General features: G+C 62.5%; 25 protein-coding genes and 1 pseudogene. 12 read left to right on the top strand and 14 right to left on the bottom strand.

Going from position 1 to position 23,400, the window contains the following annotated elements; genetic code table 11:
* Positions 1-120: 120 nt before the first annotated feature.
* From RTH74_RS09160 to RTH74_RS09120, 9 genes are all read right to left on the bottom strand, one after another.
* Entirely contained in the window at positions 121-984 is an 864-nt protein-coding gene (locus RTH74_RS09160) for an alpha/beta hydrolase (protein WP_316914465.1), read from the bottom strand.
* Positions 981-1,784: an alpha/beta hydrolase gene (locus RTH74_RS09155; RefSeq protein ID WP_316914464.1), complete on the bottom strand. Its 804-nt coding sequence runs from the start codon at positions 1,782-1,784 to the stop codon at positions 981-983. Before RTH74_RS09155 ends, RTH74_RS09160 begins: the two co-directional genes overlap by 4 nt.
* A 99-nt stretch (positions 1,785-1,883) precedes the next feature.
* Positions 1,884-2,516: a LysE family translocator gene (locus RTH74_RS09150; protein WP_316914463.1), complete on the bottom strand. Its 633-nt coding sequence runs from the start codon at positions 2,514-2,516 to the stop codon at positions 1,884-1,886.
* A 40-nt stretch (positions 2,517-2,556) separates the two neighbouring features.
* Complete coding sequence (locus RTH74_RS09145) at positions 2,557-3,360, bottom strand: AraC family transcriptional regulator (RefSeq protein ID WP_316914462.1); 804 nt, start codon at positions 3,358-3,360, stop codon at positions 2,557-2,559.
* 58 nt (positions 3,361-3,418) lie between these two features.
* Positions 3,419-3,862 (bottom strand): hotdog fold thioesterase, encoded by a 444-nt coding sequence (locus RTH74_RS09140; protein ID WP_099523817.1) that lies wholly within the window; start codon positions 3,860-3,862, stop codon positions 3,419-3,421.
* A 53-nt stretch (positions 3,863-3,915) separates the two neighbouring features.
* Positions 3,916-5,583 carry an AMP-binding protein gene (locus RTH74_RS09135; RefSeq protein WP_316914461.1) on the bottom strand — a complete coding sequence of 556 codons (1,668 nt, stop codon included), beginning with the start codon at positions 5,581-5,583 and terminating at the stop codon, positions 3,916-3,918.
* A 181-nt stretch (positions 5,584-5,764) separates the two neighbouring features.
* Positions 5,765-6,223: a phosphohistidine phosphatase SixA gene (gene sixA, locus RTH74_RS09130; RefSeq protein ID WP_099523813.1), complete on the bottom strand. Its 459-nt coding sequence runs from the start codon at positions 6,221-6,223 to the stop codon at positions 5,765-5,767.
* Positions 6,220-6,567 (bottom strand): DUF4389 domain-containing protein, encoded by a 348-nt coding sequence (locus tag RTH74_RS09125; protein ID WP_106732157.1) that lies wholly within the window; start codon positions 6,565-6,567, stop codon positions 6,220-6,222. Before RTH74_RS09125 ends, sixA begins: the two co-directional genes overlap by 4 nt.
* A 29-nt stretch (positions 6,568-6,596) precedes the next feature.
* Positions 6,597-7,619 carry an NAD(P)H-dependent glycerol-3-phosphate dehydrogenase gene (locus RTH74_RS09120; RefSeq protein WP_316914460.1) on the bottom strand — a complete coding sequence of 341 codons (1,023 nt, stop codon included), beginning with the start codon at positions 7,617-7,619 and terminating at the stop codon, positions 6,597-6,599.
* A 282-nt stretch (positions 7,620-7,901) separates the two neighbouring features.
* Between RTH74_RS09120 and RTH74_RS09115 the strand changes: the two genes are divergently transcribed.
* The 3 genes from RTH74_RS09115 (at position 7,902) to fabB (ending at position 12,032) form a co-directional block, all read left to right on the top strand.
* Positions 7,902-9,800, top strand: a complete 1,899-nt coding sequence (locus RTH74_RS09115; protein WP_316914459.1) for a response regulator — start codon at positions 7,902-7,904, stop codon at positions 9,798-9,800.
* Positions 9,801-10,284: 484 nt separating this feature from the next.
* The gene (fabA, locus tag RTH74_RS09110; RefSeq protein WP_017677144.1) at positions 10,285-10,800 is read left to right on the top strand and encodes a 3-hydroxyacyl-[acyl-carrier-protein] dehydratase FabA; all 516 of its coding nucleotides are present in this window, start codon (positions 10,285-10,287) and stop codon (positions 10,798-10,800) included.
* A gap of 11 nt (positions 10,801-10,811) precedes the next feature.
* Positions 10,812-12,032 (top strand): beta-ketoacyl-ACP synthase I, encoded by a 1,221-nt coding sequence (gene fabB, locus RTH74_RS09105; RefSeq protein ID WP_099523802.1) that lies wholly within the window; start codon positions 10,812-10,814, stop codon positions 12,030-12,032.
* Positions 12,033-12,090: 58 nt separating this feature from the next.
* On the opposite strand, the gene RTH74_RS09100 is transcribed toward fabB, so the two are convergent.
* The 3 genes from RTH74_RS09100 to RTH74_RS09090 all read right to left on the bottom strand — a co-directional run bounded on the left by RTH74_RS09100 (position 12,091) and on the right by RTH74_RS09090 (position 14,895).
* Entirely contained in the window at positions 12,091-13,716 is a 1,626-nt protein-coding gene (locus RTH74_RS09100) for a methyl-accepting chemotaxis protein (protein WP_316914458.1), read from the bottom strand.
* 134 nt (positions 13,717-13,850) lie between these two features.
* Entirely contained in the window at positions 13,851-14,201 is a 351-nt protein-coding gene (locus RTH74_RS09095) for a hypothetical protein (protein ID WP_316914457.1), read from the bottom strand.
* Between the two features lie 4 nt (positions 14,202-14,205).
* Positions 14,206-14,895 carry a dual specificity protein phosphatase family protein gene (locus RTH74_RS09090; RefSeq protein ID WP_316914456.1) on the bottom strand — a complete coding sequence of 230 codons (690 nt, stop codon included), beginning with the start codon at positions 14,893-14,895 and terminating at the stop codon, positions 14,206-14,208.
* Between the two features lie 103 nt (positions 14,896-14,998).
* Here RTH74_RS09090 and RTH74_RS09085 point away from each other — a divergent pair, with 103 nt between their 5' ends.
* The 5 genes from RTH74_RS09085 (at position 14,999) to RTH74_RS09065 (ending at position 18,800) form a co-directional block, all read left to right on the top strand.
* Positions 14,999-15,682 carry a response regulator transcription factor gene (locus RTH74_RS09085; RefSeq protein WP_179544986.1) on the top strand — a complete coding sequence of 228 codons (684 nt, stop codon included), beginning with the start codon at positions 14,999-15,001 and terminating at the stop codon, positions 15,680-15,682.
* Entirely contained in the window at positions 15,672-16,940 is a 1,269-nt protein-coding gene (locus RTH74_RS09080; RefSeq protein WP_179544987.1) for a sensor histidine kinase, read from the top strand. Before RTH74_RS09085 ends, RTH74_RS09080 begins: the two co-directional genes overlap by 11 nt.
* A gap of 81 nt (positions 16,941-17,021) precedes the next feature.
* Positions 17,022-17,711, top strand: a complete 690-nt coding sequence (locus tag RTH74_RS09075) for a class I SAM-dependent methyltransferase (protein ID WP_125836423.1) — start codon at positions 17,022-17,024, stop codon at positions 17,709-17,711.
* A gap of 1 nt (position 17,712) precedes the next feature.
* Entirely contained in the window at positions 17,713-18,417 is a 705-nt protein-coding gene (locus RTH74_RS09070; protein WP_316914455.1) for a lipopolysaccharide kinase InaA family protein, read from the top strand.
* Positions 18,414-18,800 carry a diacylglycerol kinase gene (locus RTH74_RS09065; RefSeq protein WP_316914454.1) on the top strand — a complete coding sequence of 129 codons (387 nt, stop codon included), beginning with the start codon at positions 18,414-18,416 and terminating at the stop codon, positions 18,798-18,800. Before RTH74_RS09070 ends, RTH74_RS09065 begins: the two co-directional genes overlap by 4 nt.
* On the opposite strand, the gene RTH74_RS09060 is transcribed toward RTH74_RS09065, so the two are convergent.
* Together RTH74_RS09060 and RTH74_RS09055 are read right to left on the bottom strand one after the other, a co-directional pair.
* Positions 18,801-19,265 carry a DUF3859 domain-containing protein gene (locus RTH74_RS09060; RefSeq protein WP_316914453.1) on the bottom strand — a complete coding sequence of 155 codons (465 nt, stop codon included), beginning with the start codon at positions 19,263-19,265 and terminating at the stop codon, positions 18,801-18,803. It lies immediately after the preceding gene.
* A 66-nt stretch (positions 19,266-19,331) separates the two neighbouring features.
* Positions 19,332-20,342 (bottom strand): amidohydrolase family protein, encoded by a 1,011-nt coding sequence (locus RTH74_RS09055; RefSeq protein WP_316914452.1) that lies wholly within the window; start codon positions 20,340-20,342, stop codon positions 19,332-19,334.
* Positions 20,343-21,082: 740 nt separating this feature from the next.
* On the opposite strand from RTH74_RS09055, the pseudogene RTH74_RS24200 reads away from it, so the two are divergent.
* The 4 genes and pseudogenes from RTH74_RS24200 to RTH74_RS09040 all read left to right on the top strand — a co-directional run.
* Positions 21,083-21,424: pseudogene (locus RTH74_RS24200) on the top strand (methyl-accepting chemotaxis protein); the annotation flags it as partial.
* Positions 21,425-21,442: 18 nt separating this feature from the next.
* A complete protein-coding gene (locus tag RTH74_RS24195; protein WP_420713160.1) occupies positions 21,443-21,988 on the top strand; it encodes a PDC sensor domain-containing protein in 546 nt (181 codons plus the stop codon).
* A gap of 140 nt (positions 21,989-22,128) precedes the next feature.
* Entirely contained in the window at positions 22,129-22,530 is a 402-nt protein-coding gene (locus RTH74_RS09045) for an OsmC family protein (protein WP_316914450.1), read from the top strand.
* Positions 22,527-23,387 carry a pirin family protein gene (locus RTH74_RS09040; protein ID WP_316914449.1) on the top strand — a complete coding sequence of 287 codons (861 nt, stop codon included), beginning with the start codon at positions 22,527-22,529 and terminating at the stop codon, positions 23,385-23,387. Before RTH74_RS09045 ends, RTH74_RS09040 begins: the two co-directional genes overlap by 4 nt.
* Positions 23,388-23,400 lie beyond the last annotated feature (13 nt).

The raw sequence follows: 23,400 nt of genomic DNA, 5'->3' as shown, positions 1-23,400 counted from the left end.
AAACCTGTTTAAGGGAAGCGGCAGACGGGCTTGCTGAGCAGCGAGTGGCGACGTTTAACGGGTCGATCATGCGATCCTCCATGGCAGACCGCCACACCTTTCCCCACGACCGCAGGCAAGTCAAGGCAAGCGCAGGAATGGATTGAAACAATCCGCTACGAGCTGCGCGCCGGCTTCGTCATCCAGATGCAAGTGGTGCCCGCCGGGCAGACGGTGCACGTCGAACGGCAGATCCTGTAGCAAGCTGCGCACGGCCGACTGCGCGCCCATCATGCCCTGCTCCGCCAACACCAGGCTGACCGGGCATTGCAGCGCGCGAACGAACGCCTGGGCATGGGCCCAGCTCAGACGCAGCGGCGACGGCAGGGTCAGGCGGCTATCGGTACGCCAGGTGTAACCGCCCGGCACCGGCATCAACCCTCGCTGCGCAAGCAGTTCGGCCGCCTCACGACTCACCGCCCCCACGCCCTTCATACGAGCTTCGACAGCACGCGCCATCTCGGCATACACCGGCTTGCGCTTGTCGGTGAGCGCCTGCCTGGCGCGCAACGCTTCGCCCAATTTTTCCGGCGCCTGTTCGGCCTCACCGGTATAAGGCACCAAGCCATCGATCAGCGCCAGGCGCGCGATCCGCTCCGGCATCGCCCCTGCCAGCAACACCGCAGTGATCGCGCCCATGGAGTGACCCAGGATGGAAAATCGCTCCCAGCCAAACTGCTCGGCGACCTGCAGGACGTCAAAGGCATAGTCCCACAACGCGTAACCGGCGCCAGCCGAACGATGCTCGGAGTGACCATGACCGGCGAAGTCCAGGGCGACGATGCGCACCCCCTCGAGCTTCGGCGCCAGCCGCGCGAAGCTCGCCGCGTTATCCAACCAACCGTGCAGCGCCAGCACCGGCACACCGTCCTCCGGCCCGTAGAGATGAGCGGCCAACTCGATATGCGGCAGGCTCAGACGAACTTCCTCGAAACCCATGCTCATGCGCGTTGCTCCTGGCTACCAGCCCAGCGGGTGAACAGCTGACGCAAAAGGTCGGCAGTCGCCTGAGGGCGCTCCAGCGGGAACATGTGTCCGCCCGGCAGGTTGTGATATTCGGCCCGCGGCATGCGCCGCAGCAGATGCGCATGATGCGGTAACACCACTCTACTGTGGCGGCCACGCACCAAGGCCAGCGGCACAGCAAGCTGCTGCGGCCTGCCCGGCGAGGTATGCGGCACGCTGCGATAGATACTGATCTCGGTGGCCGGGTCGAATTTCAGGCGTAGTCCCTGCTCCGCCCGTTGCAGACCGTGACTGACATAGGCGTCCAGACACTCGGGATCGAAGCGGCGGAACAGGCTCTTGCCGGCGAAGTAATCGCGCGCCTCGACAAGATCGGCAAAGGCTTCGCGGCGCCCCAGGGTGCGGCCGGCAGGCGTGATGCGGTCGATGAAGCCAAAGCGCTTGGCGGCGCGAATCACCATGCGGTCAGCCAGCGTCAGCACCGGCGAATCGAGCATCACCACCCCGCGATATAGCTCGGGGCGAAGCAAGGCGGCGTGATAGTGCAGCACGCCGCCGAGCGAATGGCCAACGCCCCAGACCGGCTCGCCACCGTCCTCGAGATGATGGATCAGCTCATCGACCAGATTCGACCAGTTGTCATTGACCGGAAAACGCGAGTCATGGCCGTGCTGCTCCAGGTGCTGCACCTGAAAGTCCGGTGTCAGCGCGGCGAAAAGCTTGCCGTAGGTGGCGGACGGAAAGCCGTTGGCATGAGCGAAAAAGACCGGCTGCGGCATGCATCAAACTCGATAAGGCGAATGTGCCCGGATTCTCCGGCAGCTGCGCAGCAGTGGCAATGACCGTAACGGCCATTGATGGCGGCGCAATGGTCAGAGCTATAGCAGCAGACGTCCGACGATACTGGCCGCCACCAGTAGAAATACCAGACCGCAAACGAAGTCGATGGTCGGCGCCACCTGCAGCAGCCGCTGACGCATCAGCGGTCGGCTCAGGGTCATACCGAGCAGGCCAAACCAGAACAGGCTCAGGCCGAACAACAGAGCAGCACAGGCCACCTTGCCGGGCAGCGACATGTCCGCCGGCACCAGACTGCTGAGCAGCGCCAGGAAGAACACCAGGGCCTTGGGGTTGCCCAGGTTGGTGAATACACCGCGCAGCCAGGGACCGAATAACGAGGGTGCCAGCTCGCCCTCCAACCGTGTGGGTCCGGCGCCGCCGCGCCACCAGGCCCGCACCGCAGTGATGCCCAGCCAACCCAGATAGAGCGCACCGCCAACCTGCACCAGATCGAACAACCACTCGGTGCGACTGAGCAACAACGCCACGCCACTGAGCACCAGCGTGCCATGCAGAAGAATGCCGCACGCCAGCCCAAGCGCACTGAGCAAGCCAGCACGCTGCCCCTGATGCAGGGCGGTGCGCACCACCAGCGCCACATCCGGGCCGGGACTGATAAGGGCGACCGCGAACACGGCAGCCAGCGACAGCAAGACGGACGTCTCCTGCATGGTGATCTCCAGGAAAATGAAAACGCGATGTGTGAGTGGGTCAGCCCTGACGCAGACGCGCCGGTGGCAGACCGTAGGTGCGGCGGAACAACCGCGAGAAATGCGCCTGGTCGTAGAACCCCAGGCGCAAGGCGATCTCGCTCAGAGGCTTACCGGCCAGCACCAGCGGCAATGCCCGCTGCAAACGCAGCTGCGTCAGCCACTGATGCGGTGGCAAACCGGTGTGCTCGCGAAAGCGCCGCAACGCCTGCCACGGACTCATGGCGCAGAAAGCGGCGATTTCCTCCAGCGTTGGCGGATCGTCCAGACGGCTCTCCAGCCAATCGCGCAGACGCTGCCAGGTTTGCTGATTGAAGACGCGATGTGGCTCGCTGACACGCAGCGTCGAGCCCATCTCCAGCAAGTGGGCCAGCGCCTGCCAGAGCGCTTCTTCCTGGGCCAGTTGCGAGCCTTCCAGCATCGCCGCATGAAATCGCTGCAGGTGCTGCGACAGCAAAGGATGACGCAAGCTGCTGGTGATCAGTCTTGGCGCGCCCTGACGACCGTCACTCAAGGTGCGACTGGCTTCATCCAGCCAGGAAGGATCGAACGCCATCACCCGAATGCGGTAACTCTGGCCATCCAGGCAGGCGCCGTCATGAATCCCTTCCGGCGCCATCAACAGTACGTCCCCCGCCCCGACATGCCGACGCTCACCGCCATAGGCGTAGCGATGCTGCCCCTGGATCAACAGGCCGACGTGGTATTCCAGATGAAAATGCCGAGGAAAGGCAAAGCGGCGGTACTCGGCGTCAATCAGGCGAACGCCGGGCAAGCTGCTTTGAATGTGAGTAATGTGATCCATGGCGCGTACTGTAGCGCCATGGACCAGGCAAATCTTGGATGAAATTGCAGGCCGAAAATTATAGTTTCGGCGGTTGCTCACCAAGGGGCACGATGGCCATGGTCAGCCGCGAGATGCAACTGGCCTTGCCGTCGTCGCCACTCAGGCGAATGTCCCAGACATGCGTGGTGCGGCCCAGATGCACTGGCCGCGCCACGGCATGCACGCGCCCGCTGCGCAAACCGCGCAGATGGTTGGCATTGACCTCCAGGCCAACGCAGTAGAAACGGCTGCTGTCGATGCACAGGTAGCTGGCGGTGGAGCCGAGGGTTTCCGCCAGCACCACCGAGGCGCCACCGTGCAGCAGGCCGTAGGGCTGATGAGTACGCGAGTCGATCACCATGCTGGCGCTGAGCGACTCGTCATCGAAGGCGTCGAAACGAATATCGAGCACCTCGCCGATGCTATTTTTCAAGGTCGCGTTGAGTGCATCGATATCGGGCGTTCGTTGCCACAATCCCATGAGTGTGTCCCTTGTGCGTTGAAACCGGGCCGGTCAGCCCGGCCCACTGATACTCAATCGTGCCAGAGCACGGCTTCGCTGCGCTGCTGCCATTCGGCGAAACGCTCGCCGTAGGTGTCTTCGATAACCGCGCGCTTGATCTTCAGGGTTGGAGTGAGGAAGCCGTTTTCCACCGCCCAGACCTCCTTGACCAGCACCAGACCTTGCAGCCGCTCGTGATGATCGAGACGACCATTGACCTCGGCGAGCAAGGCCTTGAGGCTGCTTTCAAGCTCATCGCGACTGTCATTGGCCGCTTCCTGACGCCCCACATCGGATAGCACACACAGGGCTATGGGTTGCGGCAGGCCGTCGCCGACCACGCACACCTGCTCGATACGCGAGTGCTCGCCGATGCGATTCTCGATTGGCGCAGGCGCGACATACTTGCCCTTGCTGGTCTTGAAGATTTCCTTGATGCGCCCGGTAAGACGCAGGTTGCCTTCGGCGTCCTGCTCGCCCTTGTCCCCGGTACGCAGAAAGCCGTCGTCAGTCAGCGTCTCGGCGGTCTTCATCGGGTCCTTGAAGTAACCTTGCATGGTCGCGCCACTACGCACCTGAACTTCGCCATCTTCGGCGATGCGCACCTCGACACCGGGGTTGTTCTGGCCAATCCAGCCCTGCTTGAACTTGCCCGGCAAACAGACGTGGGAGTAACCACAGTTCTCGGTCATGCCATAAACCTCCTGGATCTCCATACCCAGGCGGCGATACCAGTTGAGCAGTGTTTCAGGCACTGGCGCGGCGCCGGACAGCGCGTAGCGAATGGCGTCCAGGCCAAGGCCGGCGAGTACCTTACGACCGATGAAATGGCCGATGATTGGCAGCCGCAGCAGACGCTCGAGCTTCTGCGCCGGCATTTTGCTGTACACGCCCATCTGGAACTTGGTCCAGATACGCGGCACGCCGAACATCACGGTCGGCCGCGCGCGTTTGAGGTCCTCCAGAAAGGTATCCAGGCTCTCGGCAAAGAAGATCGTCTGCCCCGCGTAGATGGACGCTAACTCGACGAACATGCGCTCGGCCACGTGACACAGCGGCAGGTAGGAGATCAGCCGATCATCCTCGCCCACACCGAACAGCTTGATGGCATTGCTGGCGGCGAAACCGAAATTGGAGAAGTTGTGCATCACGCCCTTGGGCGTACCGGTGGTGCCGGAGGTGTAGATGATGGTGGCCAGCTGATTGGCTGCGGGTTTGGGATCGTCCTGGATCGGCGCGCTGCGCTGCAGGTCATCCCAGCTGTAGTCGAAGCTGCCCTGCGGATGCAGCGGCAGGCTGACTGTCGGCAAACCCTGCGGCAGGCCCGGCGCCATCGACGCCCAGTCATCGAGCTTGCCGACGAAGGCCAGCGCAGCTTCTGAATGCTCCAGCACCTGGCGCATGGAGTCGGCGGTCAGGTTGGGATACAACGGTACCGAAACGTGGCCCGCCATCCAGATCGCCAGATCGGCAACGATCCAGTGCGCGCAGTTCTTGGAGATGATGGCGATGCGGCTACCCTGTGGCAGCTCGCGACTGCGCAACCAACTGGCTGCGCGACGAGCCTGCTCACCGACATCGGCCCAGCTCAGTTCCAGCAGCTGGCCGCCCCCCAAAGGTTGCACCATGTAGCGTTTGTTCGGGTGCCTTGCTTCACGTTCGTAAAACAGCTCGAGCGGCAAACGGATTGCATCAGCCACAGGGCTTCCTCCTTTGTTGTTTTTGTAGGAATCAACCAAGCACTTGCTTGGTTGAATATTCCACGCAGACAAAAGAGGTGCAAGTTAAGAAATGTTTCTCGCCTGGAACATTTGCCGCCAAAGCGCGACAAGCCAGGCATGACGCAGCTGTGACGCCACAAGCGGCGCCAAGAGCGAAGGATCAGCGGGGGTGGATCAGCGCCAACAGCTCCATCAGCCCGGCAGCCGGGATATCACCTTCCAGCTCAGCCAGACTGGCAGTGCGCATGGGCAGCGGTTCCTGCCGGTGACCGTGCACCAGCAACCCGCCCAGTGCGCCGATCAATGGCTGATGGCTGACCAGCAGCACCTCTGCGCGCTCACGCTCATCGAGATACTTCAGGGCTTCACGGGGATCGCTATCGGGCGTCAGCCAGGTCACGGTGTTTATCTTGCCGGTGAACCCCAGCTCGCTGCGCACCAGCTCGGCAGTCTGCTGGGCACGCACATAGGGGCTGGCGACGATGGCAGTCAACGGCCGGCCGGCGAGCTGAGCCGCGGCCTGCTGCACTTCCTTGCGACCATGAGCGGTGAGCTCGCGCGCAGCATCACTGGCCGCCTGCGGCTCGGCCTCACCATGGCGCAGCAGCCATAACCTCACAGCTTTGGCTCCTCGTCGCGCACAGGGTGCGGCGCAGGGGGAATGCTGTGCGCGGTTTCGCCTTCAGGTGCACGCGGCGTTGGCCAATCGGCGAACGGCCAGGGTTTTTCATCGGTATTGAAGGTGCCGAAACGACCGATCTGCGCCAGGTACTGGCTGAGGCTGTCGCCAAAACCGAGCAAGCTGGCGTTCGGCGCATCGTAGAACAGGCGATAACCAAGCTGCAGCAGCACCACGGCGCCGAGCAGCAGCTCGGCCAACTGCCAGATGATGAGAAAGATCACCATCCACAGAATGCGCAACAGAATCGATTCACGCGCCAATTCCTGCTTTTCATCGCTCATGAGTCACTCTCCTTGATTGGCTACGGGGTTCAGAAACCTGCAGTGGGGATGAAATCGACGTCGGTCTTGGGCTCACCGAGCATCAGCAATTCGATGACCTGAGCCAGCGTACGCCCCTCGAAGAGGATGGCATGCAGGCCAGCGACCAGCGGCATGTATACGTCCAGTTCTTCAGCGCGGGCCTTGAGCACCTTGAGCGTATTGACTCCTTCGGCGACTTCGCCAAGGCGCTGCACCGCGTCTTCCAGGCTGAGACCTTCGCCCAGGGCGAAGCCGACCTGATAGTTGCGGCTTTTCGGTGACGAACAGGTGACGATCAGGTCGCCGACGCCAGCCAGGCCGAGAAAGGTCATCGGGTTGGCCCCCAGCTTGACCGCGAAACGGGTCATTTCCGCCAGGGCTCGGGTGATCAGCATGCTCTTGGTGTTTTCCCCCATGCCCAGCGCCGCCGCCATGCCGGACATGATGGCGTAGACGTTCTTCAACGCGCCGCCGAGCTCAACGCCGAAACGGTCGGCACTGGCATAGACGCGGAAGGTCCGGCCGTGCAAGGCCTGCTGTACCTGCAAGCACAGCTCTTCGTCTTCACTGGCGATAACTGTCGCGGTCAGCGCGTGATCAGCCACTTCCTTGGCCAAGTTCGGCCCTGACAGCACGCCAATACGGGCAGCGGGAGCGATCTCTTCGAGAATCTGGCTCATCAGCTTGAAGGTCTTGGCCTCGATACCCTTGGTGGTGCTGACCAGCATCTTGCCTGCCAGCAGTGACGCAACTGGTTGCAGGGCATCACGCAGGGCACTGGAGGGCAATGCGACCAGCACCAGCTCGGCCTGCTGCAGGACGCCACTGAGGTCACTGGTCGGCTCAATACCGCTATGCAGCTTGACGCCCTTCAGGTAGCGCGGGTTTTCGCCACTCTGGCGCATCTGCTCGGCCTGCTCGGGGTCACGCATCCATTGCAGGACGCGTTGGCCGTTCTCTGCCAGCAGGTTGGCCAGAGCGGTGCCGAAGCTGCCGCCGCCGAGTACAGCAATGGGTTGGGGCTGTGTCATAGGTCTTCCGAATGAGGCCATTGGTGATGGCGGTCTGCGTGCATTATACGGAGCCGAGAGTACCCGGCCAGGGCAAAAGTTCAGCGCTGGCCGTCAGTTAAGGGGGGCAAACGAGAATTACCGCAGAGTGCAGACACCTGCCGCTGGCAAAGCGCGTCGGGTCGGTTAACATGCTGGATCGACGTTAATTGCCAAGGACGATTCGTGCCCACAGGCAGCCCCTTGCCCCCACCCTGCACCTCTCGTCAGGCAGCAGCGCCGCTTTCCAAGGATGGTAGAGCCATGAACCAGCGTCGCGGCTGGAACATTCACACCCGCACCCAGCTGATCAGTGTCGGCCCGGCCCTGCTGCTGACCCTGCTGCTGACCGGCTTTCTCACCTTCACCCGCCTGCAGGACCTGCGCCTGGAGCAGGGCCATATCGGCCAGCTGATCGCCAATCAACTGGCGCCGGCCACCGAATACGGCGTGCTCAACGACAACCTCAACACACTGGAAAGCTTGCTGCGTGCCACCCTGAGCACCCCCGACGTGCGCTTCGCCGAAGTGCGCGACCGTGACGACAATATTCTGGTGTATGTCGAACGCCCCAAAGAACAAGGCCATAGCACGCCGCAAGTCGAGGTGTTCCAGGCCCCCATCCGCCTGCAAGGCCAGCCTGCCCGCACGCAAGCGCTGCCACCTTTGGGCAAGACACTCGGCGACGGCTACCTGGGCCGGGTGGTAGTGGGCATGTCCAATGACACCTTCAATACGCGTCAGCAGGAGATACTGTTAAAGGCCGGGATTCTGTCGCTGTTGGCGCTGCTGCTGACCTTTCTCCTCGCCAGGCGCCTGGCCAGGCGTCTGGCTCAGCCGTTGAGCGCCATGGGCCAAGCTCTGGAACGCATCCAGAGCGGCGATTATCGCCCTTCGCTGATCGAGCGTGGTAATGACGAGCTAACCGACCTCGCCCGGCATATCAACAACCTCGCCTGCGCCCTCGAGCAGAGCGGTCACGAGCAGCAACAGGCGATTGCCGAGCTGATCCAGGCGCGTGAGGAATCCGAGCAGGCCAACCGCGCCAAATCCGACTTCCTGGCGATGATGAGCCACGAACTGCGCACGCCGATGAATGGCGTACTGGGCATGCTGCAACTGCTGGAAACCACCAGCCTGACTGACGAGCAGACTGAATACGCCGCCCTGGCCACCGAATCCACCGAGCACCTGCTCAAGGTGATCAACGATATTCTCGATTTCTCGCGGATCGAACGCGGCGCACTGGAGCTCGAGGCCATCCCCTTCAGCCTGCTGGAGCTGCTGCAGGGCTCGGTTCAGGTGTTCCAGCACAGCGCTCAGCAACGCGGCCTGCAACTGCTGCTGGAAAACCAGCCAGGCCTGGAGCAGTTGGAGGTGCACGGTGACCCCACTCGCATCCGGCAGATTCTGGTCAACCTGATCGGCAACGCACTGAAGTTCACCGAAGAAGGCCAGATTCTTGTGCAAACCCGCTGGCAGCAGCTGGACGACCAGGTGCTGTGGTTCACCTGCGCCGTGCGCGACAGCGGTATTGGCATCGACGACGAGCGCCTGGAACACATGTTCGACGCCTTTCAGCAGGCCGACACCTCGATATCCCGCCGTTACGGCGGCACCGGCCTCGGCCTGCCGATCGCTCGCACCTTGGCCGAACGCATGGGCGGCACCTTGCGCGCGGAAAGCCGACTGGGCGAAGGCTCGGTGTTCACCCTGGAGATACCTTTACCCTTTCTGGCCCGCAGCGAGCAGGCACAAAGCAGTGACAATCAGAGCCTGAGCAGCGGCGACGGCCAGGCAGTGCTGCTGGTGGAAGACAATCCGGTCAACCAGACGGTCATCGAAGCCATGCTGCGCAGTCTGGGCTATCAGGTCAGTCTGGTCGGCGATGGTCAGCAGGCCGTACAAAACTGCAGCCAGCACGACTACGCCGCCATCCTGATGGATTGCAGACTGCCGCTGATGGACGGTTACGAGGCGACGCGGCAGATCCGTCAGCTCCAGCAGTGCCAACAGGTGCCGATCATCGCCCTGACCGCCAATGCCCTACAGGGTGACCGCGAAGCCTGCCTGGAAGCGGGAATGAACGATTACCTGGCAAAGCCGTTCAAACGAGCAGACTTGCAACGCATTCTGCTGCGCTGGCTGCCACCCCGACCATAGGCGAGTAGCGCCCGTGACAAGCCGGCGTTACAAGGGGAAACTGCGAGGGTCTGCTCCCGTTTCATTCGCGGTCGCGCCGGAGCCTGTTTTGTCGCGAGGCAAGGCGCGAGATGCGAAGTTTGGTCGCCCAAATGAGCCATCGAGTAACGCCGCATCGCGACAAAACAGGCCCGGCCCTTCGGGTTGCACGGGAAATGGCCCCCGCTGTTGTTGCAGGACTTGGCAAGGGGCGGCCATTACCGGCGTCCTGCGCCTAACCGGGGGCCATTTCTCGCAGCAACGCGGCTCGCGAATGAAACGGGAGCAGACCCTAATGTGACAATGCAGAACCAGCAGAGTACAACTGTACTCACTGCGCTGTGACTTTCACCACAACGCAACAGTCTATGACTAGGCTGCCGGCAGACGCCTACATTTAGAAAGACGTCGCCGGCCAGGACGATTCGCCCAGCCTTAGAAGCGTGGGGACAATTGAGGAGCTCGCATGACAAGACAAAACGCCTACACCCGGGAAGATCTGCTCGCCTGCAGCCGCGGCGAACTGTTCGGCCCGGGGAACGCGCAACTGCCCGCCCCAAACATGCTGATGATCGATCGCATCGCTCACATCAGCGAAACCGGCGGCAAGTACGGCAAGGGCGAAATCGTCGCTGAGCTCGATATCAATCCGGACCTGTGGTTCTTTGCGTGCCATTTCGAGGGCGACCCGGTAATGCCAGGCTGCCTCGGCCTCGACGCCATGTGGCAATTGGTCGGCTTCTACCTCGGCTGGCAAGGCAACCCCGGCCGCGGCCGCGCCCTGGGTAGCGGCGAAGTGAAATTCTTCGGTCAGGTACTGCCGACCGCCAAGAAGGTCACCTACAACATTCACATCAAGCGCACCATCAGCCGCTCGCTGATCCTCGGCATCGCCGATGGCACCGTGTCCGTCGACGGCCGTGAAATTTACAGCGCCGAAGGCCTGCGCGTCGGCCTGTTCACCTCCACCGACAGTTTCTGAAGGACTTGCACATGCGTCGTGTAGTGATCACCGGTCTGGGCATCGTTTCCTGCCTGGGCAATGACAAAGAAGCCGTTGCCGGCAGCCTTCGCGCGGGCAAATCAGGCATCCGTTTCAACCCCTCGTACGCCGAAATGGGCCTGCGCAGTCATGTCTCCGGTTCGGTCAACCTGAACCTGGAAGAAATGATCGACCGCAAACTGTTCCGTTTCATGGGCGATGCTGCGGCCTACGCCTATCTGTCGATGGAGCAGGCGATCAAGGATTCCGGTCTCAGCGAAGAGCAGATTTCCAACCCGCGTACCGGTCTGATCGCCGGTTCCGGTGGTGCTTCCACCGTCAACCAGATGGAAGCCATCGATACCCTGCGCGAGAAAGGCGTCAAGCGCATCGGCCCATACCGTGTAACCCGCACCATGGGCAGCACCGTATCGGCGTGCCTGGCCACTCCGTTCAAGATCAAGGGCGTCAACTTCTCCATCTCCTCGGCCTGCGCCACCAGCGCACACTGCATCGGCCAGGCCATGGAGCAGATCCAGCTGGGCAAGCAGGACGTGGTATTCGCCGGCGGCGGTGAAGAAGAACATTGGAGCCAGAGCTGCCTGTTCGACGCCATGGGCGCCCTCTCCACCCAGTACAACGAGACCCCGGAAAAAGCCTCGCGCGCCTACGACGCCAAGCGTGACGGTTTCGTCATCGCCGGCGGTGGCGGCATGGTCGTGGTCGAGGAGCTGGAACACGCTCTGGCACGTGGCGCCAAGATCTACGCGGAAATCGTCGGCTACGGCGCGACCTCCGATGGCTACGACATGGTCGCTCCGAGCGGTGAAGGTGCGATCCGCTGCATGCAGCAGGCGCTGGCCACTGTCGACACCCCGATCGATTACCTGAACACCCACGGCACCTCGACGCCGGTTGGCGACGTTGCGGAAATCAAAGGCGTACGCGCCGTGTTCGGCGACAAAGCCCCGGCCATCAGTTCAACCAAGAGCCTGTCCGGTCACAGCCTCGGCGCTGCCGGCGTGCAGGAAGCGATCTACTGCATGCTGATGATGGAAGGTAACTTCATCGCCGCATCGGCCAACATCGACGAACTCGACCCGGAAGTGGCTGATATGCCGATCCAGCTCAGCACCGTTGAGAACGCCAAGCTCGATACCGTGATGAGCAACAGCTTCGGCTTTGGCGGCACCAACGCCACCCTGGTGCTCAAGCGCTGGGCCGGCAAGTAACTGCTGCTGCGGTAAAGAAAACGGCGCCCTCGGGTGCCGTTTTCGTTTCTGTCTCGCCTCAAACCTTGAAGCGCGCCACCAGATTGTTCAGATCGACCGCCAGGCGTGAGAGTTCCTGACTCGCCGCGCTGGTCTGGTTGGCCCCCGCCGAGGTCTGCATCGACAGATCGCGAATGTTGACCAGGTTGCGATCCACCTCGCGGGCCACCTGCGCCTGCTCCTCGGACGCACTGGCGATCACCAGGTTGCGCTCGTTGATCGAGGAAATTGCCTGGGTGATCTGCTCCAGCGCAACACCGGCGGCCTGGGCCACCTCCAACGTGGAACGGGCGCGGCCGTTGCTGCTCTGCATGGCGCTGACGGCACGATCCGTACCGCTCTGGATGCCGCCGATCATCTGCTCGATTTCCTGGGTGGATTGCTGAGTGCGATGCGCCAGCGCCCTCACCTCGTCGGCAACCACGGCGAAACCGCGACCGGCGTCGCCAGCCCGCGCGGCCTCGATAGCAGCGTTGAGCGCCAGCAAGTTGGTCTGCTCGGCGATAGAGCGAATCACGTCGAGTACCTTGCTGATCTCGTGCACACGCTCGGCCAATTGCTCGACCTCACCCGAGGTGCTGGTGACATCAGCTGCCAGTTGACCAATGGAGTCGACGGTCTGGCGCACCTGCTCACGTCCTTGCTGCGCAGTGACGTTCGACTCGCGCGACGCCTCGGACGTGCTGACCGCGTTGCGCGCCACCTCCTCAACCGCCGCTGTCATCTCGTTCACCGCAGTAGCGGCCTGCTCGATCTCGGTGTTCTGCTGATGCAGGCCTCGGGTGGAATCCTCGGTCACCGCGTGCAGTTCCTCGGATGCCGAAGCCAGTTGGTTGGATGAATCGGAAATGCTCTGAATGGTGCTACGCAGGCTCTGCTGCATGCTTTTTAGCGCATTGAGCAACTGTGCAGGCTCGTCGCGACCTTCGACGTGGATATTCTGGGTCAGATCACCCGACGCCACTACCTCGGCCAGGCGCACCGCTTCCGTCAGCGGCGCGACGATACTGCGGGTCAGTAACAATGCCAAAACCACGGTAGCCAGCGCCGCCAGCGCCATCATCACCACCACCCAGGTACGCGCCGAATCGAACACCTGCTCGGCTTCGCGAGCCGCCTCGGTAGCGCCCTGGCGGTTCAGCTCGGACAGATCGCGTAACGCACGGGTCATTTCATCGGCATGCTGATTGAGCGTGCCACGAGACACGACAATGGCATCGTCGAAATTGCCCTGGCGGACGAAGGCGACGATCTTGCCCTGCTCCTGCAAGTAGGCCGCTTCGGCGCGGCGAAAGCCTTCATAAAGGCCCCGCTCATCGCTGCTGGAAATCAGCTTTTCGTAGGATGAATCGGCTGTACTGAGCGCATTGCGCAGATCATCTGCCAAGCGAAGATTGCGCTGTAGCTCCTCCGGCTCGCGGTTGAGCATCAGCCGTAGCGTCACGGCACGCAGGCGCAGTATGTCCTGGCTGACCTCGCCCAGTGCCATCACGCTTGGCAGCCAATCCTGATCGACAGCCTTCGACTGCTTGCGCATCTCGGTCATCTGGAACAGTGAAAATGAACCGAGCAGCAACACCAGCAAAGCCACCAGGCCGAACCCCAAAACAGCCCGTGGAGCGATTGAAAGATTACGCAGCGACATGTCGTGAAACTCCTTTTGCGCGCAGAAATCGAGTCATCCCTGGCCATACCTGGCTAGGAATCGGGTGAGATTGCGCCGATCCCATCGTGCTATCGGCGCTATTTCCGCGCACTTTATAAGGAAAAGCGAAAAATCTAGCGCCGCAGCGCTTTGGCCATCGCCTGGTCGACATGCTGGCGCCATTCATCGTCGCGCCAGTGCTCCTCTCTTCGCGCCTGCCAGTCATCAATGCGCTGCACGTCCTCACACTGGCGAAACCCGTCATCCCAGCCCTGGGTGTAGAGCGGCTCGGCCATATAGCGTGGTACGTCCTTGTCGAATCGTCCCAAAGGTCCGACTGCCGAACGCCCACTGCTGCAACCGGCCTCGAAACCGTCGACGAAGGCCGGTGGATAATTGGCCGCCAACATCTGTTCGCGCAGGCTCTGGCAACCGAACAGACTCACTAGCGCGAGCACGCTGACCAGCACGTGAGAGAAGCGCATGGCGTCATGCTCCTTCGATCACCCCCAGCAACCGATCCTTGAGCGCACACATCGCCCAGGGGCTGGTGCTGCAGGCGCCAGTGGCCAGGGCCTCACGCAACGCTGGAATATCGGCGTCACGCAGATAACGTTCGGCGTCGCCCATACGCTCCTCGCCACCGAAGCCGCCGCCGGCCATCTCTGCCAGGGCCTGTTCCTTGCTCCAGTTTTGATAGATGACGCGATACAACGCGGCGATCAACCCGGTGCGATTTTGCCCATGCTTACAGTGAATCAGCACCGTGCCGCGCCCCTGAGCCTGGCGGATGCTGCGTAGCACCTCGATGACGTCGGTGTCGTCGATACGGTCCGTGCGTAGCGGCAGATGAACCTGCTGGACGCGCGGGTCGACCAGCCATTGATCGTCGCCGCGCTGGTAGAAATTGATCACCGTAGTAACACCGAGTGCCTGCAGTTGCGGCCAGTCTTTCACCGTCGGCAGCGCGCTGCGGTACAGATCGGGCGCCATGCGATAGAGGTTGATACGGGTATCCAAGGGTTGCGCCCAGTTGGCCGGGCGTACGCCCTGCAAGGGTGCCGGCGAAATCGTCGCGCCCCCGGCTATGCTCAGTGGCAGCAACGCGCTGCAAACCGCCAACCAGGCCAGCAGAATGATCGACAGATAACGAAGTTGCGCGTATTGAAGCCGAGGCATCGTATGATCCTTGCAGGATGAACGTGCCGCAGTCTGCTAGGCGAGCCGTGAGCCTCTCGTCAAAGCCGTGTGAAAAAATCGTCAAACCCAGGAATTACTCGCGATGCGCATTCTGGTCATCGAAGACAACCGAGACATCCTCGCCAACGTTCTCGACTACCTGCAGCTCAAGGGTTTTTCCGTCGACTGCGCGCAGGACGGCCTGAGCGGTCTGCACCTGGCCAGCAGCGGTCATTACGATCTGATCGTGCTGGATATCATGCTGCCCGGCATCGACGGCTATCAGGTGTGCAAGCGCCTGCGCGAGGATGGCCGCAGCGAGGTTCCCATCCTCATGCTGACCGCGCGCGATGCCCTGGATGATCGTCTGCAGGGGCTCAATGCCGGCGCCGATGACTACCTGATCAAGCCCTTCGCGCTGTCCGAACTGGTGGCGCGCATCGAGGCGATCCTGCGCCGCAGCCGTGGCAGTCGCAAACGCCAGCTGCAGGTTGCCGACCTCAGCTACGACCTCGACACCCTGCATGTCAGCCGCGCCGGTCAGTCGCTCAAGCTCAACCCACTGGGCCTCAAACTGCTGGCCATCCTCATGCAGCGCAGCCCGGCGGTAGTGCGCCGCGAGGCGCTGGAAGAATCGCTGTGGGGCGACGACTGCCCGGACAGCGACAGCCTGCGCAGTCACATCCACCAACTGCGCCAGGTGCTCGACAAGCCCTTCCCCACGCCCTTACTCCACACCATCCATGGCGTCGGTTATCGCCTGGCGGAGAGCGCCGATGCCGTCTAAGCAGCCGTTCGAACGGCGGATTCTGATCGCCTTCGTATTGATGACGGCCATGGTCAGCGGTCTATTCTCGCTGAGCATCGTCGGCGTGGTGCACTTCATCGAAGAGCACCTGGTTTCCCAGGAAATGAGCCGCGAGCTGGGCGAAACGCTCAACGAAGACATCCGCCAGGGCCGCCCTCCGCGTTTGGACAGCAGCACGCAGTTCTTCTCCTCCTACCACGATCAATACCTGATTCCCGAGCAGTACACCGGCCTGCAGGAAGGCTTCAACGAAGTGGTCAGCGGCGACGAGGCGTTCTACGTCTACGTGCAGAGAATCAACGGCGAAACCTACATGCTGGTGCAAGAACAGCAGGAGTTCGAAGCCCGCGAGAATGCCCTCTTCAACGTGGTGCTAGCCGGTTTCCTGCTGACGGTGGTGGCCGCCTGGGGCCTGGGCCTGATGATGGCGCGCAAGGTCATGGCGCCAATCAGCCGTCTGGCCCAGCAGGTGCGCCATCGCGACCAGTTGCACCCGCTGGCGCCGCCCTTGGCACCGGACTACCCCGATGATGAAATCGGCCAGTTGGCCGCTGCCTTCGACAGCACCCTGGGCCAGGTGCGTCAGTCCCTGGAGCGCGAGCGGTTGTTCACCAGCGATGTCAGCCACGAACTGCGTACACCGCTGATGGTCATCGCCACCTCCTGCGAGCTGCTCGCCGAGGCGCCCCTGGGACCGCGCGAGAAGGACCAGGTGGCGCGCATCGCCCGCGCCAGCGAGGAAATGCGCGAGCTGGTGCAGACCTTCCTGCAACTGGCGCGGGACAAGAGCAACGAGGCAGCCTTCGGCGGCGACCGTACGCTCGCCAGCATCGCCCATGAGCAAGCAAGCCGCTGGGGCGCCTTGATGAAGGAGAAGGGTCTGGACTTCCAATTGATCGTGGAAGGCCAGGACGACGGCCGTTACAACGCCACCTTTCTCGGCACGGTGATGGCCAACCTGCTGCGCAATGCCCTGCACTACACCGAGCGCGGCGGTGTGCGTCTAACCCTCGAACAGGGCGCCTTCCGTATCGAAGACAGCGGTGCCGGCATTCCTGCCGAACAGCACGAGCGCATCTTCCAGCCCTTCGTTCGCGGCTCCCAGGCACGTGGCGAGGGGTTAGGCCTGGGGCTGTCGCTGGTCAAACGCATCTGCGCCAAACAGGGCTGGCAGGTCAGCCTGCAGAGCGAACCGGGTCATACGCGCTTCCGGGTGACACTGAACAACGGCGCTTGACGAAATTTTCACGCCCCTTTGACATGAACTTGATGCCTGGTTCTTTAGGGTGACGAACGTATCCATCAAGGGACGTTCGTCATGCCCAAGCCTAGCCCCATCGAGCTGGATTTTTCCCGCAAGTACGATTTCGATCACGCTCAGCAATACCTGCACAAGCACCAGGACGGCCTTTCCCGGCGCCTGTCGCACTGGCGCGACGTGCAGGTAGCGCGCCGTGCGTTGCAGATGGCCGATGAGCCGAACCTGGTACTCGACCTGCCCTGCGGTGCCGGACGCTTCTGGCCGATGCTCTGCGAGCAGCCGAACCGGGTGATCTTCGCCGCCGACAACTCGGCCGACATGATCGCCACCGCGCGTGCGGCGCAGGCACCTGAGGTGGTGGCGCGGGTCAACAGCTTTCGCACCTCCGCCTTCGATATCGACCTGGGCGCCAACGCGGTGGACTGCATCTTCTGCATCCGCCTGCTGCATCACATCGAATCGGCCGAACACCGCCTGGCCATTCTCCGCGAGTTTCATCGCGTCAGCCGCGATACGGTGATCGTCTCGCTGTGGGTCGACGGCAACTACAAAGCCTGGAAACGCCGCCGTCTGGAGGCCAGCAGAATGGCTCAAGGTCGCGCGGCGGAAAACCAGAATCGCTTCGTCGTCGCTCGGAGCACGATAGAACGTGAATTCCACCAGGCCGGCTTCAGCATTCTCGGCCACCTTGACTTCCTGCCCGGCTATGCCATGTGGCGCACCTACGTCCTGCGCAAGGAGGCCTGAGATGGGCATTCTCAGCGAACAGGCACTAGCCGCCCTACCCTCGACCGAATTCGACCGCTGGTGGCACAGCCCCGGCGAATGGGTCGAACCCGCCAATCAACGCCGCGGCGGCGAAAGTGGCGTGTGCCTGCTACAACACTGGGACACAAACCGACCGCGACTGTATTGCAAGCGCCAGAGCGGGCATCTCTACCGCTCACTACGTCATCCGTTGGGACGGCCGACCATCCTGCGCGAGCTGCAGGCCTACCGAGCCCTCGCCCGCCTCGGCATCCGTACACCGAATATCGTCTACTGCTCGGCGCGCAAACAAAGTGGACAGTGGCAGGCGCTGCTGGTCACAGAAGCCTTGCCAGGTTTCATCAGCCTGGAACAGTGGTACGAAGAGGCCCATGCCCCCAAGCTCAACCAGGCCATGCTGCAACGCCTGGCGGTCACCCTGGCGCGCCTGCACCTGGGTGGATGGCAGCATGGCTGCTGCTACGCCAAGCATCTGTTCGTCAAAGTGCACAGCGATGGGGAGGTGGACATTGCCCTGCTGGATCTGGAGAAAAGCCGCCGGCATTGGCGTATTGCCAGCGCTTCGCGGCGTGATCTCGGCCAGTTGCAACGCCACGGCGGCAGCATGCCCGAAGCTGACATGCTCTACCTGCGCCAGGCTTACCAGCGAGCCTTGAACGATCCGTGGGGTGGGCTGCAGCCATGAACGACGGCTCCGATCTTGACGCCCTATCCTTCAAGGGCCGCCGCGGCCTGACGCGCATCGTCGACGCCACCGGCTATTCGCTCGCCGGGCTACGCGCTGCCTACCAGGGTGAAGCCGCATTCCGTCAGCTGGTGTGGTTGAACCTGGTGCTGATACCGCTGGCCTGCCTGGTCGATGTCAGTCGCGCGGAGCGGGCGCTGCTGGTGCTGGTGCCTTTGTTGGCGCTGGCGGTGGAGCTGCTCAATTCCGCCATCGAAGCGGTGGTCGACCGTATCTCGCTGAACCTGCACCCGCTGTCCAAACAGGCCAAGGACATGGGCAGCTCGGCGCAAATGGTCGCCCTGCTGATGATCGCCCTGACCTGGGCGATCATCTTGCTCTGATCAGCGTACGGTGAAACGCTGTTCGGCCAGCTTGCGATCGCCCTGATAGACGATGAAATGCCATTCGCCGGGCACCACTTCGTAGTGTTCGGTGAACTCGAAGGCCATCACGTCCTGCGGTGCACCGACCACCAGTTTCTGCTGCACTTCGAACTTGTCATGACGCTGACCATCCGCGGTGACCACACCCGGGGTGAGGTACAGCAATGTCAGTGGGGTATCGCCCTCGCGCTTGCCGGCGAGGCTGTAGCGCATGCCGAACTTGGTGCCAAGCTTGGCGGGGACCTGCTCGGTGCGCTCGATATCCTGATTGCTGCGGGTCAGCACCCGCTCGCCGGGCTGGAAGTCCTGATACTGGCTGCTGAAAATGCCGTATTCCACCGGTCCTTCGACGCGGACATCAGCCTGGCTCAGCCCTGCCCAGGCGCATAGACCGGCCATCATGGCCATTCGGGTGTAATGCATGGTGCGCTCCTCGTTGAGATGAGCGCGAGCCTATGACGCCCGAATGACAGCCTGATGACAGATAGGCTAGCGATCCAGCTCGGCCTGCACCTTGCGCGGAAGAATGGAAAGGAAATTGTCGCGCGCCACCTTGTGCGCCACGTCCTCGGGCAAGGCATCGAGGAAGGGATCGAAGCCCTTCATATAGTCGCCCAGGCTGCCAAAGCGGCCGACCACGTCCGAACCCAGCATGAAGCGCTCCGGGTAACTGCTGACCAGGTGCACCCACTTCGCGTCCGGTTTGCCGTTTTCGTCCAACAGGTAGGGACGCAGCATGGTCCAGGACAGATCGATATACAGATTGGGGTATTGGCCGAGCATGCGTTCGACCGTGTCCAGGAGGAAGTCGAGTTTCTCCTGATGACGATGAATCTCGGCACTGGTGCCGGCATGCGCCCAGATGAAACGCACGTGCGGGTGATTACGTAGCGGTGCCTCGATTTCCTCCAGGAACAGCGGCTCACGCTCGCGCTTGGAAGTGATGTTCGAATGCAGCATCACCGGCAAGTCATATTCGGCAGCCAGGTGGAACACCCGCGCCAGCGCCTCGTTGTTGGCGCGCGGCGCACTGCCATGGATCAGCGCGGTGAGGTCGTCGTGACGGGTGAATATCTCGCCGATGCCCTGCCACAAGCCGGGGTCCAGCTCGAGCATACGGCGGATATGCGCATCGGCGTTCTTGTCGTTGGGGTTGAAGCCGGAAAGAAACGGATGGAAGCGTTTGCGTTGCTCGGCCGGCAAGCGCTTGTAAGCGGCGGCGATGAATACGTCGGTGGCACTGTACCAATAGGCATTGGCGTCATCACCGGCGTAATAGCGCGGGCGCTTGGGCTCGTCCTCGTCCCATTTTTTAGCCACCGGAATACCGGAGAACATCACATGGTCGACGTTGTTCTCTGCCATCTTCTCCAGCAACTCATCCATGCCGGCGCTTTCCTGGAAGAAGTCGACATAGTGCAGATGGGCATCGCTGTAGCGGTATTCGCGGGCCTGGGCGCTGCAGGCAATCACGGCGCTGAGCGCAAGTATCCATAGCATCGTTCGAGATGTGAGCAAAGTGAGTCCTCCTGACGGTACGAGCAGCATAGACCGCCGGTCCGCTACGCAAGTTCTACGAAGGCTCATTGGCCTTGTGCACGCAAATGCACTCATCTGGAGCTCGGACATGAAGCACGCACCAAATCAGAACATTATTAGCTAACTAACAGCCTGGGACGGGCGTGGATGTGTCAGTCGATGATGGCACCTCGCTTGCAGTGTCTGCACTCAGACCAGCCAGGGGAATCACCATGTTGCAGTTGCTGCGCAAGCCAGCCCGCAAGGCCAAGGACGAGGCCGCATTGGACGCTCTGTTCCAACAGCACGACCTCACAACTCGACTCCCGGAGGACTACCAGTGGATGGTGCGCCTGAACGATTTCAGCGCCAGCCTCCAGCAGCGTATTCGCGCCAGTCTCGGCGCTGCCGTCGGCATCGCCGCGCACGCGCCGCAACTGGCGCGCATCGCCGCGGCCAATCAACAAAGCGGACAGACCCTGGCGCAATCCTCGGAACTGATCGCCAGCGCCAGCGAGCAGGTCACCACTACCCTGGATGCCGAACTGGTGCCTGGTGCCGGCGAAGTCGCGCGCCTGTCCGCCGAGGTTTCCGCCACCCTCCATCAGTGCCAGGAAAGTGGCCAGGCGGTGCTGCGTCAGGTTGAAGTAATCGACGCCAGCGAGGCGCAACTGGCTCAGGTGATCCAGCAACTGGCCGGGCAACTCGATGAAGTGAGCAAGGTCATCGGCGTGATCGCCAGCATCTCCCAACAGACCAATCTGCTGGCCTTGAACGCCGCCATCGAAGCCGCTCGCGCCGGCGAGCATGGCCGCGGCTTTGCCGTGGTCGCTGAAGAAGTGCGGCGCCTGGCGGGCCACACCACCGATGCCACTGGCCAGGTCAGCGGCATCATCGAGCGTTTTCGCGAGGGCATGCAGCAGCTTGGCGATGCCGGTCAGCATATGAACCAGGCCGTGGCCGACGGCCGCACCGGCATCATTGCCGTCAGCGCTGGGCTGGACAGCACGCGCCAGGCCATGAATCGTCTCGACGCTCAGGTCGGCCAGATCGCCGCAGGCACCGAGCAGATAGGCCAGGCGGTGCGCTCAATCAATGGCGATGTGCAGAACATCGCCCAGGTCGCCGGTGAACTGCTCGGCAAGGCAGGCCAGGTGCTGCATCACAGCCAGGCGGTGCGCGAGGATGGTGATCGCCTGCTCGCCGGGCTCGGCGACTTCCGCCTGGAGATCCACGCAGCCGTACGCGCCAGCATCGAGCAACTGGCCACACGCCCCGAGTTGGCCGGCGATGTGGCAACAGCCGAACGCCTGCTTGTCGATACGCTGGCACGCGAAAGCCGTTTCGAGCTGTTCTATCTGGTAGATAGCCGCGGCGTGCAGATTTCCGAGAATATCTTCGCCGCAGATGTGGCGCACAGTGAGGGAGCCAGCTGTCGCGGCCGCGACTGGAGCCAGCGCCCCTGGTTCCGTGCCGTGGCCGAACGGATGGAGAGTCATATCACCCAGGTCTATCGCTCATCGGCGACCGATGACTTCTGCTTCACCGTGTCGGTGCCTATCGTCGACAGTCAGGGGCGCCTGCTGCGAGTGCTGGGGGCCGATGTGCGCTTGTCGGCACTGGTGTAAACAGAGCTGCCTGAGCCAGGTCTGTTGACGCTTCGCCGCGACCGCGCCGGGAGCCCTTTCTCGCCGCAACGCGGCTTGCGCCGGAGCGTCAACAGCGCCTAGGCTGGCGGAAATTGCCGTCACGCCTACAAGGAAGCGCCATGATCCGCATTCACAACAGCAAGGGCCTGCAGCAGCAGATCGAAATCGGCTCGCACCAGCTCCTCGGCGATGTTTCGACCGAGCTCGGTGGTGAGGGCGCCGGACCCGATCCGCACGACCTGTTCGACGCCTCGCTCGGCACCTGCAAAGCCATGACCCTGCTGCTCTATGCACGCCAGCGCGGCCTGCCGCTGGAAGGCATCGACGTCAGCGTCGAACGTGACGACAGCGAAGAACGCCAAGGCAACTACCACCTGATCGTCGAGCTGTCGCTCAAGGGCCCACTGGACGAGGCGCAGCGCCAGCAACTGCTGCGCGTCGCCGACAAGTGCCCGATCCACAAGCTGATGACCACTACAGACATCCAGGTCGAAACCCGCCTGGCGGGAGCCAAGGCATGAGCGAACTGCAACTGATTCGCCCGCGCGCAGAAGACATCTCCGGGCAACCGATCCTGCGCCCCCTACCCTCGGCCCGCTTTCGCAGCATCGGTCCCTTCGTGTTCTTCGATCATATGCTCGAGCACGCCTACCCCGCCGGCAGCGGCATGAATATCGCCCAGCACCCGCACATCGGTCTGTCCACCCTCACCTACCTGTTCGAAGGTCAGTTGCAGCACAAGGACAGCCTGGGCTCCGATCAGGTGGTGGGCCCTGGCGATGTCAGCTGGATGACCGCAGGGCGCGCCGTCGCCCATGTCGAGCGCACGCCGCCCGCACAACTAGGTCAGGACAAACGAGCGCATGGCCTGCAGGTCTGGCTGGCGCTGCCAGAGGCCGACGAGCAGTGCGAGCCGAGCTACAGCCATCACCCGGCCGAGTCGCTGCCGCGCAGCGATGCCATGGGCGTACAGATCACCTTGATAGCCGGCAACGGCTTCTGCCTCGAATCGCCAGTGCCGGTTCGTTCACCGACCCTGTACGCCGAGCTGCGCCTGACCGCCGGTGCCAATCTGCTGATACCCGCCGAGCACAGCGAGCGCGCGCTGTACCTGATCGACGGCGAAGCGGAACTCGATGGCGAAGCGCTGCCCAAACACACCATGGTCGTGATCCCGGCAGGTGAAACACCCGTCCTCAGTGCCTGCGGCGAATGCCACCTGGCCCTGATCGGCGGCGAGCCCATTGGCCCACGACGGATCAACTGGAATTTCGTCGCCACCACCCCGGAGCTGATCGACCAGGCGCGCAAACGCTGGGCCGCTGGCGACTGGCCGCAGGTGCCAGGCGAAAGCACGCGCATCGAACTGCCGCGTTAACTCCATCCCGTGC

The organism is Pseudomonas sp. zfem001, assembly GCF_032621725.1.
In the GTDB taxonomy this organism is placed as follows: domain Bacteria; phylum Pseudomonadota; class Gammaproteobacteria; order Pseudomonadales; family Pseudomonadaceae; genus Aquipseudomonas; species Aquipseudomonas sediminis.
This window is presented reverse-complemented; position numbering and strand designations above follow the sequence as displayed.